A 16,242-nucleotide genomic window follows, 5' to 3' on the forward strand; every position below is an offset into this window, starting at 1 on the left:
GAAGGAACCTTTGATAAGAGCCAACTCCAGCGCATCTGATCCCAAAATGCATTCCTGGCACAATTTGCTGATCCGATTTATTCTCGGCGGCACTACTCTTATTGTAAGTATTTCTGCTTATTTTAGCTATGAAGCTGCTCGAAAAATAACGCTAGAAGAGTTGAGAGGAAGAGCTTTTTTAGAGGTACAAAGAGGGGTTGATGAAATTGAGGAATGGTTGCATGTTCGCAAAGTGGAGGTGCAAACCCTTGCTCATACTTCTACTGTACGTTCCTTAGACTGGTCTGTGGCAGATCCCTATTTAAAGTCAGAAGTTGAGCAGATCGATGAATTTTTCTTTTTTCAAATGGTTACTCCAGATGGTTCGTATTCTAATACTAAGGTTGGTCGGTCAAATAAGAATATTAAGGATCGAGACTACGTTCAAAAAGCACTAGCCGGAAAAAGCAACATTTCCGATCCCTTTATCAGCCGTTCCACAGGCATTCCTTTAATTGCGATCAGCACTCCGATCTGGTCAAATTCTCCTACCATTCGTTCACCAATTGGCACCTTCCAAGGCGTCGTTAAAGTTGATCACATTGCTCAGGTGGTCAACTCTCTGCACTACGGTAACAACAGCTATGCGTTCGCCCTCAATTCTCAAGGACAAGCGATTGTCCATCCCAACTCAACTTTAATGTCAACGCTCGAAAAACCTGCACCCAGCCTGCTGAAAATTCCAGATGGCAATTTAAAGGTGATCGCGCAGCAGATGGTAAACAAACAACAGGGAATTCAGTTGATGGAAATTGACGGCGCAAAGAAGTATGTTGCTTTTGTGCCGTTGCGAGAAGCTAATTGGTCTGTGGCTCTGGTGATTCCACGCCAAAATATTGAATCTCGGCTGCAATTCCTCGATTTTATTGCCCTGATTGTGGGTGGACTAACAGTGACGATGATCACTGTCTTGTGGAGGGTGCAAGCATTTGAACAGGCTCAACTGAAAAAGTCCAAAGCAGCGGCTGATACTGCAAACCATGCTAAGAGCAAATTTTTAGCCAACATGAGCCATGAACTGCGAACGCCCTTGAATGGTATTTTGGGTTGTGCTCAAATTTTGCTGCGTTCCAAAGGTTTGCCAGAGCCAGAGCAATATCATGTAAACATCATTGAACAGTGTGGCTCTCATCTGCTGACTTTAATCAATGAGATTTTGGATCTTTCTAAAATTGAAGCGCGAAAACTGGAACTGCATCCTCATGATGTGCATTTCCCGTCTTTTTTACAGGGGATCGGGGAAATTTGCCAGATTCGGGCAGAACAAAAGGGTATTTTGTTTGTCTATGAACCTGCGATCAACTTACCTACTGGGGTTCATGTCGATGTCAAAAGGTTACGTCAAGTTGTCTTGAATCTGCTGGGGAACGCCATCAAATTTACGGATGAGGGTAAAGTTACTTTCAAGGTTGAGGTAATCGATCAACTTCCTGGTGATGGGCAGACAGTGAAATATCGCATACGCTTTAGTATAGAAGATACGGGAATTGGGATAACTCCAAACGAGTTGGGCAAGATTTTTTTACCATTTGAACAAGTAGGTGAGAAAAAACGTCAGACCGAAGGGACGGGGTTGGGGTTAGCTATTACTCGGCAGTTAGTGCAGATGATGGGTAGCGATGTCCATGTTAAGAGTCAGATCGGTCAGGGTAGTACTTTCTGGTTTGAGATTGCGATCGCCGAAGCAAGAGAATCGGTACAGTCTGCTATGACTGCATCAAAAGGACAAATCATTGGCTTTGAAGGTAGCCCCCGCACCATCCTGATGGTGGATGATCGCTGGGAGAATCGCACAGTAATTACAAACTTACTGCAACCACTGGGTTTCAATGTAGTCGAAGCTACCAACGGTCAAGAAGGTTTAGAAAAAGCGATCGCCCTTAAACCAGACCTGGTGATTACAGATTTGATCATGCCAGAAATGGATGGGTTTGAATTGATTCAACACCTGCGTCATACCCCAGATATCGTGGATGTCAAGATTATTGTCTCTTCCGCTAGTGTCTTTGAAGCTGACCAACATCGCAGTCTAAAAGCAGGAAGTGACGCCTTTTTGAGCAAACCTGTATATGCAGATGAATTACTGCATCAATTAGAGTTCCACTTAGGTTTGGCATGGATTTACCAACAGTCTCAGTCTGAGGAACAAAGAATCAATTCGGCTACAACAGGCGATCGCCCATCAGATAAATTGACTCCTCCTGACCCCGATGTATTGCGCGAATTGGCGGCCTTAGCCAGTAAAGGTAACTTCAATGCCATTCTCAAATTGGCCACTCAACTAGAGGAAATAGACACAAACTTTGCTCCCTTTGCTCACCAATTGCGGCAACTAGCGAGGCAGTTTGACGAAGATTTAATCCTCAACTTCTTGACTCAATATGGAGTGGAAACAGTATGAGTGCGACGATAGGCGACCAAAAAAATTCTCTAAATTGCGATCCTGCTAGAGAAATTGTTTTAGTCGTTGACGATAACCCTGCCAACTTACAAGTTTTATCGAGCTTTTTAGATCAGTCTTGCTTTGAAGTTTGGGCGACTCGTAGTGGTGAAAAAGCCATTCAAAGATTAGACAATGAGCATTTACCTGATTTAATTTTGCTTGATGTAATGATGCCAGGTATGGATGGATTTGAAACTTGTAAACACCTAAAAAGCGATCCTCGTATCCAGGATATTCCAATCATTTTTATGACTGCTCTTTCAGATCCGGCTGAGAAAGTTAAAGGATTGCGATTGGGAGCCGTAGACTACATTACCAAACCTTTTCAGTATGAAGAGGTTTTGGTGCGAATAGAACACCAACTGAAGCTGAGAAATTTGACAAAAACCTTGATTACCAAAAACACCGAATTACAACAGGTTCAAACCCAACTGATCCAAGCAGAAAAGGTAGCAGCCTTGGGTCATCTAACAGCAGGAATTGCCCATGAGGTGAATAATCCGATCAATTTTATAGCTGGCAACTTAAATTTTGTGGAACAGTACGTTCAAGAGGTTGTCGATTTACTCAAGCTATATCAAAAGTATCTGCCTGACCCACCTGTGGAAATTCAAAATGCTATTAAAACAAAAGATATCAGCTTTTTGTTAAATGATTTCTCTAGAATTATTCAATCTATGCAAGTTGGTACAGAGCGCGTTATAGAAATTGTTTCATCGTTGAATAACTTCTCTCGCCACAGAGAAGCAGGCAAGAAATTTGCTAACCTGCATGAAGGTCTAGAAAGTACGCTACTCATTCTCGGTCATCGACTTAAAGCAAATGCTCATTGTCAGGCAATCAAACTAATCAAAGAATATGGAGAATTGCCACCTATTGAGTGCTATCCCGGCGAACTAAATCAAGTCTTTATGAATTTGATTTGCAATGCGCTCGATGCAATTGAAGAAAGCCAAAAGAATCAATACTTTGAGGAAACTTCCAAATATCTTGGTGTGATTCGGATTCAAACTGAGTTAGTTGGAGAACGAGTTATTCTCCGAATTGCAGACAATGGCTCAGGAATCAGCGAAGCAGACCAGAGAAAAATGTTCGATGCTTTCTACACCACAAAAACCATCGGTAAAGGAACAGGGCTAGGTTTATCTATTGCTTACCAAATTGTAGTTAACAATCATCGCGGCAAGCTAACTTGCCATTCAACACAAGGTGAAAGCACAGAGTTTGTAATTGAATTGCCTATCCGATAAATGAAAATCTGCATAGCATAGATTACTTGGTAAAACTAAATAAAAATGATTCTTCATTAGATGATATGCAAAACTAATATTTGAAATGCCAATTTAACAAGCATCTAACTTGGAAGTTTTTAAAGTTTTTAAAGCCATAACCGAAGCATTTAATCAGCTTACAGCTATTTTCAGGTAAATAATATCATGTCCGGTTAATTAGTTATAATTCACGCATCTGTGCAAAAACCAGGAAACCCTCTTTCCCCCTGCTCCCTGCCCCCTGCCCCCTGCGGTCTTAATGAGAAGTCTTTAACCGGACATGATATAACCCTCTTCTGTGACTCTGGGAAAATAAAAATAAAAGCCAAATATTCAACCATAGATAGAACGGGCATTTGAGCGTTTATTTTCTAACAGAATGCTTAAAATCAAGGTTTTTGGTAAAAGTCTTATGCTGTAAGCATCCCAGATTATTCTCTCCCGAAAGTGACAGAAGAGGGATAAGACCACGCTCTACGGGCACAGCAATGGTGTGTCCCTACGACAGATGTGGTTCAAATACATGAAAACTGCTGTAAGTTTGTTATTAATTCCTTCAACAGCACGTAATCGACTACGGAGCGATCGCCTACGGCGGGCGCTTGCGCCATCGCTCCTCTATCCCGACGTTACCCTGTAAGCCTCCTGTGTGTACCAGGAGCAATGAATCGCCTCTACGAAAAAATCCCTGCTTTAGTAAATCCATCACTCCGTAAAACATTTTGGCAGTATATACGTAATCAAGGGGTACGCCATGTTCCTCCCTGAACTGTTGGCTGAACAGTAGCAGCTCATCGTTCACCTTTGCATAGCCGCCAAAGTGGTAATCACATACCAATTCCCAGGAAGCTGGAGAGGTATATGGCGAGGGGAAACCAGAGGCGAGGTAATTTGTCAGCACACTTTCGATTTCTTGTGCAAGAAAAGCCCCATTTTTCAATACTGAAAAAGCGATCGCTTTTTGCCTTTGATCCAACGAAAGCGTAATACCAGCCAGTGTAGTAGCTGTACCGCAGGCTACGCATATATGATCAAATGCGTAGGCGTAGCCAGCCGTAGGCATCGCATTACCAACTATCTCTGTGCAGCCGCGCACACCATTTAAATTACTCCCACCTTCGGGAATGATAAACACCTTACCGAAGCGTTGTTGCAAATATTCCTGTAGCGCTGGTGTGTTGCGCTGTCGATACGTCTCGCGGTTCAGGTACACAAGCTGCATACCCTGCTGTACAGCAAAACTCAGCGTCGGGTTCAATAATAGCCTCTGTTCCCCACGAATTACACCAATGGTGCGAAAACCGAAAATATTACCAGCCGCAGCAGTTGCATAGATGTGATTGGAATAAGCGCCGCCAAAGGTAAGCAGCGTCGTGAAATTTTTCTCTTTGGCCTCCAAAAGATTGTATTTCAGCTTGAACCACTTGTTGCCGTTAACCCACGGGTGCATGAGGTCGAGGCGTAGCACATACAGATCAACACCAGCGTGGCGGACAATTTCGCTGTTAATTTGTTGTAGAGGAGGAAAAAAGGTTAACGACATGTGTCAACATTCTAACTTAGAATTTACATTCTCTCACGTTGATTATTGAACATAAAAGTAATGATAAACATTGGGGAATTCAATGGTAAGTCAATCAAAATGAAGAATAAATCTTTCTGATGATTAGCTTTAGAAATTGGCATTTTACTAATTGAGTATTTCAGGTAAATATAAGAAACATAACACTCGCTCCAGATAATATCTTTTTGGAGAAAACAAATGGTTGCACTCACACAGCTTACTCAAGTTATTCCCAATCCCGGACGTTTGACGATTCAAACTGTTGAAATTGCTCCTCAAACGACTGCTATCCGTTGTCTCGACTGGGATAGAGAACGTTTTGATATCGAGTTTGGTTTACGGAATGGGACGACCTATAATTCTTTCTTAATTCAGGCAGAAAAAGTTGCCTTAGTTGACACATCTCACCGCAAGTTTGAGCAGCTATATCTGGAGATACTGGTGGGATTAATTGATCCGACTAAAATAGATTACTTGATTATTAGCCACACAGAACCAGACCACAGTGGCTTAGTGAAAAATATTTTACAATTAGCTCCCTCGATTACTGTTGTCGGTGCTAGGGTAGCTATTCAATTTTTAGAAAATATGGTTCACCAGCCTTTTAAATCAAGGCAGGTGAAAAGTGGAGAGCGATTAGATTTAGGCAACGGACACGAATTAGAATTTATCTCTGCACCTAACTTACACTGGCCTGACACAATCTTGACTTATGACCACAAAACTTGCACTCTCTACACCTGTGATGTGTTTGGGATGCACTACTGTGATGACCACACCTATGATGAAAATCTTCCCTCAATAGAGGAGGATTTTAAATATTATTATGATTGTCTCATGGGCCCCAATGCCCGGTCTGTTTTGACAGCTTTAAAGCGGATTGAAAAATTAGAAATAGGAACAGTTGCCACAGGACATGGCCCTTTATTACAACACTATATCTCCGAATGGCTCGGACGGTATCAAAACTGGAGTTTAGAACAAGCAAAAACAGAGACTTTAGTGGCTCTATTTTATGTTGAAGATTACGGGTATAGCGAGCATTTAGTTCGTACCATAGCACATGGATGTGCGAAAACAGACGTGGCAGTAGAATTAGTAGTTCTCAATAGTGCCGAGCCTCAAGAAGTTCGAGAATTAGTTGCACAAGCTTCAGGTTTAGTAATTGCAATGCCAGCTCAATCTTCGGTGATGTCTCAAGCGGCTTTAAGTACCATTTTAGCTGCTGTTCACAAGAAACAGGCAATTGGTTTATTAGAGTCGGGAGGGGGAGAAGATGAACCTCTTTATCCTTTACGTAATAAGTTTCAAGAACTGGGATTAACTGAAGCTTTCCCACCTATCTTAGTTAAGGAAATTCCTACCCAAGCAACGGAACAGCTTTGTGATGAAGCGGGGATAGATATGGGTCAATGGCTGAATCGTGATCGCACCATTAAACAGATCAAATCCATCAATACCGAGCTAGAAAAAGCTTTAGGACGTGTTAGCACAGGATTATATATTATCACTGCCAAAAAAGGAGAAATTCAGAGTGCAATGTTGGCTTCGTGGGTGACACAAGCGAGTCTTGAACCTTTAGGAGTGGCGATCGCAGTTTCCAAAGATCGGGCAATTGAATCTTTGATGCACGTTGGCGATCGCTTCGTTTTAAATGTTTTAGAAGAAGGCAAATATCAAGGATTAATGAAACATTTCCTGAAGCGTTTTGCTCCTGGTGCAGACCGCTTTGCCGGAGTCAAGACATATCCAGCTAAGAATGAATCGCCTGTTCTCGCTGAAGCCCTAGCTTACATGGAATGTGAAATTACTAGCCGCATGGATTGTGGAGATCATTGGGTAATTTATAGCACAGTCCAAACTGGAAGAGTTGCCAAGCTAAATGCACTTACCGCCGCCCATCACCGCAAAATTGGCAATCATTACTAAATGGTCATTTGTCATTAGTCATTCTCCTTGTCCCCTTCTCTTTTTCTCTCCTTGTCTTCTTATTTCCCCCTGCTTCCTACTCCCCACTCCCCAGTCACAAAAAGCTATGTATAAATCTGTTGAAAATACCCCAATTACCATGTACGAAATCAATCGGGCGCGTGTCGTGCGAACCTTGGAATTTATCCAAGATGTAATTGTGATTTCTTTGTGTATCGGTTTATTTAGCTTCATGGTGCTTCAGGTGAGAGATATGTTTCTCTCCTTACTTCCACCTTTAGATTTTCATGCTGTTACTGCCGATATTCTCTTTTTACTCATCTTAGTTGAGTTATTCCGACTGCTGATTATTTACCTACAGGAACATCGAGTATCTATTGGGGTAGCTGTTGAAGTTTCCATTGTTTCTGCCTTGCGAGAAGTCATTGTAAAAGGGGTTTTAGAAACAAATTGGAGTCAAGTCTTAGTAACTTGTGCCTTTTTATTAGTGCTGGGAATACTACTGTTCCTCCGAGTTTGGCTACCCCCTACATTTGAAGGTATCGACCCGGAACAAGAAGCATCTAAACGTTATAGAAACCGAGCCAAGCCTGAATTAACACAAACCAATGGTCATTAGGAATAGGGAGCAAGGGAAACAGGGGAAGCAGGGGAAGCAAAGGGAGACAAGCAAGACAAGGGGGACAAGTGGGAATTATTGAACAAGTCTCTCCCCGAAGTTCTGCTCGCCCCAAGTCGGCGCTCAGACTTCTCTCCTTGTCTACCTGTCTCTTCTCCATGCCCGATGCCCCATGCCCCATGCCCTTTAATTAAGAGAGGTTATTATGTCTGCAAATAGTTTAACTACCAGCCATCCTAGAGATGTACAAGTTGCTGAAATTGGTAAAAATACTCTGATTCTACGATCGCGGACTTGGGACAGACTAAAATTTGAGGTGGAATATTCCCGCCAACGGGGAACTACAGCAAATTCTTATCTGATTCAAGCTGATAAAAAAGCTTTAATTGACCCTCCCGGCGAATCTTTTACCGAAATTTACCTTGAGCAACTGGCACAACATCTAGATTTTATCTCCCTCGATTACATTATTCTCAGTCATGTCAACCCAAACCGCAGAGCAACCTTGCAAGTATTGCTCTCTCTGGTTCCTCAAGCCACTCTCATTTGTTCTCGTCCCGCCGCCAATGCTCTAAAAACTGCCTTTCCCGAATTTGAATCACCTATTCAAGCGATGCGATGGGGAGATACTCTAAATTTAGGACAAGGACATCATCTATCATTTATCACTGTACCAACTCCCCGTTGGGCGGATGGACTTTGTACCTACGATCCCGCCACCAAAATTCTCTACACAGACAAACTTTTCGGCGCTCATATTTGCGAAGATACCTTGTTTGATGAAGATTGGAAGGAATTAGATGCGGAACGTCGTTACTATTTTGAATGTCTCCATGCACCTCAAGCCAAACAAGTTGAAGTAGCCTTAGATAAATTTTCAATTTTGGGAACCAGATGTTACGCCCCAGCACATGGCCCGGTTGTTCGTTACAGCCTTAGTCGTTTTACCTATGATTACCGTCAATGGTGCCAAGGGCAAAAATCTCAGGAGTTGAGTGTTGCTTTGCTCTATGCTTCTGCTTATGGTAATACAGCAATTTTGGCGAATGCGATCGCTCAAGGTTTGATTCAAAATGGCATTAATGTAGAATCGATTAACTGTGAACTAGCAGACTCTGCGGAGATTAGCCGCATTGTAGAAACCTGCGATGGTTTTATTATCGGCTCACCCACCTTAGGCGGACATGCACCTACTCAAATTCAAACAGCTTTAGGAATAGTCCTTTCGGTGACGGCTAAAACTAAGTTAGCAGGGGTGTTTGGTTCCTACGGTTGGAGTGGCGAGGCAATAGATTTACTAGAAAGCAAGCTCAAAGATGCTAATTATCAACTAGGGTTTGAAACAATTCGGGTGCGTTTTAGTCCTACTCCTGAGATTCTTCAGCAGTGTCAACAAGCCGGTGCTTCCTTTGCCCAAAACTTGAAGAAAACTAAAAAACTGCGTACTTCGCGTCAGGTTGTCACAGGAGCTTCTGTAGATCGTACCGAACAAGCTGTGGGCCAGATCATTGGTTCTCTGTGTGTTGTGACAACTCGTGATCAAGAAACCCACAAAGGGGTTTTAACTTCTTGGGTATCTCAGGCAACTTTTAACCCACCAGGAATCATGATTGCGATCGCCCAAGAGCAGAATGCAGATTTAATGCATCATCCTGGTGATAAATTTGTGCTGAATATCCTCAAAGAAGGAAGAAATGTGCGACGCTATTTTTCTCGTCATAGCACTTTAGGAGATAATCCCTTTGCAAATCTTGCCACACAAACTGCTCTTAATGGTTGTTTGATTGTGAATGAGGCATTAGCCTATTTAGAATGTACGGTGCAAAATCAGCTTGAATGTGGCGATAGATGGTTAATTTATGCCGTGATCAATCATGGTGAAGTGTTGGAAAATGATGGTGTCACTGCTTTGGAGCATCGGAAATCTGGCAGCTATTATTAACCTGACTTTTCACAGTATTTCAAAAACCTCACTTCTATTTCTCTCCTAAAAGGAGAGAGACTTTGAATTTTCCCCCTTAGAGCGTCGGGAAGGGGGTTAGGGGGTTAGGTTTTTCATGGGCTTTCATACATAATGTGAAAAGTTAGGTACACACAAGTCTTTTAAAGTTGCAATGGCATTGTTTTGACTAACAATGCGATTGTTTCGACTGACAATGCGATTGTTTTAGCTGACAATGCGATTGTTTCGCCTAACAATGCCATTGTTTTAATTGACAATGGCATTGTTTCACGGGATCTGGAAAACCTCACTTTCATTCCTCTCTCCTCTTAAGACTACGGTGTACACACAAGTCTTGCCGCAGCCATATCTTTATTAATAAATCTCGCACTACGTGTGGTTCGTTCCTTTACCTTTCAAACTTTGCTTGAGAGAGTACTAGACTATGGCCCAGTCCAATGGTCTGGTTGCGTTGTCAAACTGCTCAAAATGTTCCTTGAATAATTCCGCCATCTACTTGCAGCATGACTCCATTCACAAATGATGCGGCTGGTGAACTTAGAAATACCGCGACATTGGCAAACTCTTCTGGTGTCCCTATACGACCTAAAGGAACTGTCGCATTGACTCGAGCAATTTCTGCTGCTTTTGTTTCACCACTTTTAACAATCCGGGCGTTGATTAATTCTTCTACCCGTTCTGTATATGTCCAACCTGGTAAGATGCTGTTGACGCGAATTTTATCGCTACCCAGTTCTTGGCTGAGAGTTTTCGTTAAACCAATTACAGCTAACCTAATGGAATTAGACAACACGAGATTTTGGGCTGGTTGCTTAGTTGAGGTTGAGGTGATGGTCAGAATCGCTGGTGTAGTAGATTGGCGTAAGTGAGGTAAAGCGTACTTTACCAGACGTACCGCACTCAGCAAAGTCAAGTTGATCGAAGTTTCCCAAGTTGCCAAATCGATATCGTCAAAAGTGCCAGCTGGTGGGCCTCCGGCGTTGGTAACCAGGATATCCAACCCGCCGAATTTTTCCACTGTGGCATTAATTACCCGCTCAATATCTGCTTGACTGGTAACGTCTGCACGCAAAGCTAGCACTTCTGTACCTGTTTGGCTTTCAATCTCCGCAGCGGTTTTGTCAATTAACTCACTGCGGGCACAGATGGCAACTTTTGCACCCTCACGGGCAAATTGCCTTGCTGTAGCTTTGCCCAAACCTTTACTAGCAGCTGTCACTAAGGCAACTTTGCCACGGAGTTGCAAATCCATAATCTTGATTATTGTTGTTTACAGTAACTTAAAGCCGAGGTTATTCAGAACTTCACGCAAGCGATCGCGTCCTTTCAATGACTCCACAGTTGCGATCCGTTGGGCTGAGTGTTCTGACCAATCACCGGAGATATTCATCTTTTGTTCAGTATAAAAGTCTTTGATGATATCGTTATAGTGAGTGATCGCTTCTTCTTGATCTGCCAATTTATAAGTTTCACGGTGCAGCACAGCTGATTGGGGCAACCGTGGCTTAATCGCTGCTTCTACCTCAGGATTTGGATAGCCTACACATAGCCCAAATACAGCATACACAGAGGAGGGCAAATTCAATATTTCTGCTACCTCTTGCGGGCGGTTCCGGATTCCGCCGATATATACTGTTCCTAAAGCAAGTGACTCAGCTGCAACTGCTGCGTTTTGCGCCGCCAAAGTTGCATCGATTGTTGCCATCACAAACATTTCCAAGTATTCCAGCGCATCATGAGATATGCCGCGACTGTCAGCAACGTAACTTAGACGCGCCAAATCTGCTAACCAAACCAAGAATAAAGGCACTTGCTTAATATGTGCTTGGTTTCCCGCTAATTTAGATAACTCCTCTTTGCGCTGTTGATCTTCGACTGCTACCACACTCCAGGTTTGCAAATTAGAGGAAGTAGATGCAGATTGGGCGGCTGCAATTAATAACTCCAGAGTTCCCGCTGGTAGAGAATCAGATAGATAAGACCGGATTGAACGGTGAGATAGTAGTGCTGTCAAGGAATCATTCCATGCAATTTCGGGATTGAAGGGAATTTCACCGTAGCGCGATCGCAGTAGTTCTGTCGGATTAGTCATAATCAATTCCCAGATTCACATTTCAAAAATTTCCAGTTGTTTTATTACTAACATCAATTCCATTTGTCGGGGTATACATCTGTACGCCCCTACAGCCGATTCATTGTACTAGTTCAAGTTTTTGGTGAAAATGCAGCGTATTGCTCTTTTGTCAACACTGCATCCTTCACATTTACCTCTTTGGGAATTAACTTCAATTTATAATATGTATCTGCAACACCTTGTTGTAAATTTATTAGATTGTCGTCAATTGGCACAAGTCCAAAAGTCCGTCTGTTAGTTGCTTTTTTCATCGTTTCTAGATCAATTGCTAACACAGGTGCTAGAGTTTTTGCTACCTCTTCTCGATTCTTTTTAGACCATTCTTCTAGATTTTGAATTTCCTGCACTATTGCCTTGACAGTTTGGGGATTTTCAGTGACAAATTTGCGGGTCATCAAATAATATCCACCCTGTTTATTAATTCCTGTGCCATCAATCAAGACTCTGGCTTTAGTTGCCTCTTGAGCAGCTGCATAGAAGGGGTCCCAAATCACCCAGGCATCTACACTACCCTTGACAAATGCAGCGCGGGCATCAGCTGGTGCCAAATATTTAGGTTCAATGTCAGTATATTTCAATCCCGCTTTATCTAAAGCTTGGACTAACAATAAATGGGCGCTAGACCCTTTTTGAAAGGCAACTTTTTTACCTTTGAGGTCAGTAAGTTTTTGAATTTGTGAATTCTGAGGAACAAGAATTGCTGAACTAGCCGGAGTAGCCGCAATACCAACAACATAAGTTAGTGATGCTCCCGCTGCTTGAGCAAATATTGGCGGTGATTCTCCTACAGGGCCGATGTCAATACTACCTACATTCATGGCTTCTAGTAGTTGGGGCCCCGCTTGAAATTCAGTCCACTTTACAGTGATACCTTCTGGTGCCAACCGCTTTTCTAAAACACCCTTAATTCTAAGTAAAATAGTCGATTTTTGATAGCCAAATCTGACTACTGTTGCTTTACCGTCAGCAGAATTACCAACAGATGTGGCACTGGGATTAGGAGAATTAACAGTCGATGTCGATGAGCAGGCGGCAAATAACACGCTCAGACAAAGACCTGTAACAAAAGCCCCCGCAATTGGCAAAAGAGAAGAAAAGAATAATTTATGTCGGTTGTTAAATGGGATATTTCTGAATTTTCTCAACGATATCCATTTGGTAATTAAGCGGCGAAAGATTAGGTTAATCATCAAAATGATTTCTCGGAAATATAATAATACTATAAACTTATAGGTTTACCGGAGTATATATTTTCAAGAAAAGTTGATATATAGCAAGGGACTGGGGACTGGGTGAAAAGCCTTTTTGTATCTAAGTTTTATCATATGTTAATGTCCTAACCACCAAGGCTTCTGCTATAAAAAGAGCGGGAAGTGCAGCAAATGGAAACTTCCCCGCCTATTATCCCAGTGCCAAAAAACACAGCACTAATTGAGCAAATCAGGTTCCTCGCGCACAATTCTGTCGTAAAGTGGCTGGAAGCTGAACCATCCACTTATATGTGACCCCACTTGAGTTTGTGTTAAACGGGCTGTTTCGTGTTTGATAGTAGTGGGTCTACCCGCAGCTTCTGCTAGCAGTTGGGCTTGGCACGATCGCTCTAAGCTAATGTACCAAAAGGCAGCTTCATCTACTGTATGTCCCACAGTTAAAATGCTGTGGTTACGCAGGATTATGGCTTTCTTTGGCCCCAAGGCTTGCGCCAGTCGCTGACCTTCAGAAGTTTCTAAAACAACACCTGTAAAATCGTCAAATAGCGCATGGTCTTCGTAAAAAGCACAGGAATCTTGTGTTAATGGGTCAAGGAGACGACCTAAACTAGACCAGGCTTTACCATAAAGTGAATGGGCGTGAGCCGCTGCGATCACATCAGGTCGAGCTTCATGAAGCTGAGAATGAATGGCGAAAGCAGCTCGATTCACCTCAGCATCGCCTTTAACCACCTCACCTTCTCTGTTAACCAAGATCAGGTCAGAAACTCGGATATGACCGAAGTATGTTCCAAATGGATTGACCCAGAAATGGTCTGTAAACTCCGGATCACGAGCCGTAATATGGCCGGCGATTCCTTCGCTGAACCCAAACTTACCAAACAGGCGAAAGGCAGCGGCGAGGCGTTGCTTGCGGTGCAGGCGTTCGTCTTCAACTCGCTCGAATACGGGGGGTTGTGGTCTATCGGACTTGGGCATGTTCTTTTTCCTCTTCCTCTTTACAAGGAGCGTTAGAATATCCAGAGCGAAAGGATTTGACGCTGTGAGATTCTGGGATGAACTGGTGACGCAGGACGCAGCCAGTATCATTACCCAGAAGATGGATGGATACAGATGCGCTCTGGGATGTGGTTTTGACGGCGTGGATATCACCATCTGGGGGTAAGAGGCGGTAGATATCCCCTGGTTGAAGCCTACGCACTTCAGTTACTTGTAATTGTGCGTGTCCTTCGGCGTCGCCGTTATCTACACGGCGATAGACTGTTTCTTCTTGATTGCCTTTGTATAAACCAATCAATCCCCAGGCCAAATGGTCGTGGACGGGAGTCGTGGAACCTGGGGGAATCACCAAACTGAAGACTGAGAGGGAACGGTCTTTGGCGCGATAAAGCAGCCACTGACCAATACCGCCGCCCATCTTGCTTTCCGGATTGATTTGGGTAAACTTTTCCGAGAGCCATTCCTGTTGGGCGAGCAGTTCTTGAAAATAGGGTTCTAGTCTGGCGAGAGTTTGTGTGCGATCGTTAACAGTGCTAGCGCTAATTTCTTGCACTGTTGCTACAAAAGATCGTAGTTTCTGGCTCTCAATAAACCATTGGTCTTCTGGTAATGGTTCCAAGATGGTATGGTTTGTCATCTATATTCCTGGTTTTGGGAAGCGACTAAAATTAACTAATTACTAATGACGCTCCTACGTCGCTCTAAGCGTACCCCTGCGGGGAAGCAAGCTACGCGCAGCGTCTCGAAGAGAAGCTATGCCGGAGGCTTTACGCTGCGCTAACGTAATTCATAGTTAAACGCGATGTGCTAGTTATTCTTAAAACCCTGCTTCCATTCCTCTCTCCATTTCGAGGAGGCGCTTTGATTCTTCCTCCCCAACCCTTGTAGGGAAGAGGTTGGGGATTAGGTTTGAGAGTAAAGTTGCACACAGCGTTAGTTAAGAATTCAATTACGAATTACGTAGCTTGCTTCTTGCCGGAGGCGAGTATTACGAATTACGAATTATTTTAATGCTAGGGTGAATCTTGAAGCCAAGTTGCTCAAGTTTTAGACGAGAAAGAGACTCCTTCAAAATGATAGTAAAGGGATATCGCTGGAATACGGTAGCTTTACCTTGTGACAATAGCAGCCTAGCACGGCTGATGCGTACTGGATACAAGGGTTGTTGGTTGGCATCGAGAATAAATACTTTGGTCATGTATGATATTCCTTACGAATAAAGTTGTTAAGGGACTATCAAAAAATCAATCATCCAATCTTGATCTAAGGGATTTCTAACAAATAAATTATTCCATCTTCTGGAGTGGCCAACATGAGCGCCTTTGGCTACGGGCGGGCTTTTCGTCCCACGCCACAAGAAGTAGTTGAGTATTTTTTTATTTGTCAGTCCCTAAGCAACAACAGTGGCTTGTCGCTCCCGACGTTGCACTTCTGCCCGGACTAGCAAAATCACATCACGACCGTAAGCGATCGCATCTCCTAATGGATCAAATCCCCGAATCAAGAGAGTAGTTACCCCTGCATCATAGTAATCTATAAGGGACTCTGCTACTTGCTCCGGTGTACCAACAAGGGCGGTGGGCGATTAAAAACTTCAACCGTTCTGTTGCCGCCGCCGCGAACGAAGCTACAGTTAAGCCATCGGGGCCAGTTGAGCCATAACCAACTAGTACCTGATCAAAGCCACCATCCTCATGTGCCTTAGCAAACTTGCAGACATAGGCGGCATCTATCGAACCGCCGATGATCGAAACTGTCGATCCATCTAACTCAGATATTTGTCGCGTTCCAATCATTCCAATAAATTCAATCGGCATAGTGCATCACCTCAAAAATTACAAACCATAATCAACAAGGATTGGGCATTGGGCATTGGGGATTGGGGAGCAGGGGAGTGGAGTTTTTATGCTTGTTCACGAGTATCAAAGACTCATTAACGGAGTTCTGAGGTGGATGAACGAGTATCAAAGACTCGTTAACGGAGTTCTGAGGTGGATGAACGAGTATCAAAGACTCGTTAACGGAGTTCTGAGGTGGATGAACGAGTATCAAAGACTCGTTAACGGAGTT

Annotated in this window: 14 protein-coding genes; 6 read left to right on the forward strand and 8 right to left on the reverse strand. The window is 43.2% G+C overall.

The window, feature by feature from the left end:
* The first annotated feature begins 10 nt into the window (after window positions 1-10).
* Both V7L29_RS27735 and V7L29_RS27740 read left to right on the forward strand, forming a co-directional pair.
* Window positions 11-2,440: an ATP-binding protein gene (locus V7L29_RS27735; protein WP_442944274.1), complete on the forward strand. Its 2,430-nt coding sequence runs from the start codon at window positions 11-13 to the stop codon at window positions 2,438-2,440.
* Window positions 2,437-3,732, forward strand: a complete 1,296-nt coding sequence (locus V7L29_RS27740; protein WP_334737467.1) for a sensor histidine kinase — start codon at window positions 2,437-2,439, stop codon at window positions 3,730-3,732. Before V7L29_RS27735 ends, V7L29_RS27740 begins: the two co-directional genes overlap by 4 nt.
* A 610-nt stretch (window positions 3,733-4,342) precedes the next feature.
* Here the strand turns inward: V7L29_RS27740 and V7L29_RS27745 are convergent.
* Complete coding sequence (locus V7L29_RS27745; protein ID WP_334737468.1) at window positions 4,343-5,296, reverse strand: 1-aminocyclopropane-1-carboxylate deaminase/D-cysteine desulfhydrase; 954 nt, start codon at window positions 5,294-5,296, stop codon at window positions 4,343-4,345.
* A gap of 219 nt (window positions 5,297-5,515) precedes the next feature.
* Between V7L29_RS27745 and V7L29_RS27750 the strand changes: the two genes are divergently transcribed.
* The 4 genes from V7L29_RS27750 (at window position 5,516) to V7L29_RS27765 (ending at window position 10,140) form a co-directional block, all read left to right on the forward strand.
* Complete coding sequence (locus V7L29_RS27750; RefSeq protein WP_334737469.1) at window positions 5,516-7,246, forward strand: diflavin flavoprotein; 1,731 nt, start codon at window positions 5,516-5,518, stop codon at window positions 7,244-7,246.
* Between the two features lie 106 nt (window positions 7,247-7,352).
* Entirely contained in the window at window positions 7,353-7,865 is a 513-nt protein-coding gene (locus V7L29_RS27755; RefSeq protein WP_334737470.1) for a phosphate-starvation-inducible PsiE family protein, read from the forward strand.
* A 205-nt stretch (window positions 7,866-8,070) separates the two neighbouring features.
* Entirely contained in the window at window positions 8,071-9,807 is a 1,737-nt protein-coding gene (locus V7L29_RS27760; protein WP_334690256.1) for a diflavin flavoprotein, read from the forward strand.
* Window positions 9,808-9,990: 183 nt separating this feature from the next.
* Window positions 9,991-10,140 (forward strand): hypothetical protein, encoded by a 150-nt coding sequence (locus V7L29_RS27765; protein ID WP_334737471.1) that lies wholly within the window; start codon window positions 9,991-9,993, stop codon window positions 10,138-10,140.
* 151 nt (window positions 10,141-10,291) lie between these two features.
* Here V7L29_RS27765 and V7L29_RS27770 read toward each other — a convergent pair whose 3' ends face one another.
* The 7 genes from V7L29_RS27770 to V7L29_RS27800 all read right to left on the reverse strand — a co-directional run bounded on the left by V7L29_RS27770 (window position 10,292) and on the right by V7L29_RS27800 (window position 15,989).
* Window positions 10,292-11,080 (reverse strand): SDR family oxidoreductase, encoded by a 789-nt coding sequence (locus V7L29_RS27770; RefSeq protein WP_334737472.1) that lies wholly within the window; start codon window positions 11,078-11,080, stop codon window positions 10,292-10,294.
* Window positions 11,081-11,098: 18 nt separating this feature from the next.
* On the reverse strand, window positions 11,099-11,920 hold the full coding sequence (locus tag V7L29_RS27775; RefSeq protein WP_334737473.1) for an NADPH-dependent oxidoreductase: 822 nt from the start codon (window positions 11,918-11,920) through the stop codon (window positions 11,099-11,101).
* Window positions 11,921-12,033: 113 nt separating this feature from the next.
* Window positions 12,034-13,152 (reverse strand): sulfonate ABC transporter substrate-binding protein, encoded by a 1,119-nt coding sequence (locus V7L29_RS27780; RefSeq protein WP_334737474.1) that lies wholly within the window; start codon window positions 13,150-13,152, stop codon window positions 12,034-12,036.
* A 237-nt stretch (window positions 13,153-13,389) separates the two neighbouring features.
* Window positions 13,390-14,151, reverse strand: coding sequence for a class II aldolase/adducin family protein (locus V7L29_RS27785; protein WP_334689433.1), 762 nt, complete (start codon window positions 14,149-14,151; stop codon window positions 13,390-13,392).
* Complete coding sequence (locus V7L29_RS27790) at window positions 14,135-14,809, reverse strand: cysteine dioxygenase family protein (protein WP_334689434.1); 675 nt, start codon at window positions 14,807-14,809, stop codon at window positions 14,135-14,137. The genes V7L29_RS27785 and V7L29_RS27790 overlap by 17 nt, the downstream gene beginning before the upstream one ends.
* Window positions 14,810-15,160: 351 nt before the next feature.
* Window positions 15,161-15,370 (reverse strand): RRXRR domain-containing protein, encoded by a 210-nt coding sequence (locus V7L29_RS27795; protein WP_334689435.1) that lies wholly within the window; start codon window positions 15,368-15,370, stop codon window positions 15,161-15,163.
* Window positions 15,371-15,695: 325 nt separating this feature from the next.
* Window positions 15,696-15,989, reverse strand: coding sequence for an LLM class flavin-dependent oxidoreductase (locus tag V7L29_RS27800; RefSeq protein ID WP_334737475.1), 294 nt, complete (start codon window positions 15,987-15,989; stop codon window positions 15,696-15,698).
* Between the last annotated feature and the right edge of the window lie 253 nt (window positions 15,990-16,242).

It is taken from the genome of Nostoc sp. (assembly GCF_036916575.1).
GTDB lineage: Bacteria > Cyanobacteriota > Cyanobacteriia > Cyanobacteriales > Nostocaceae > Nostoc.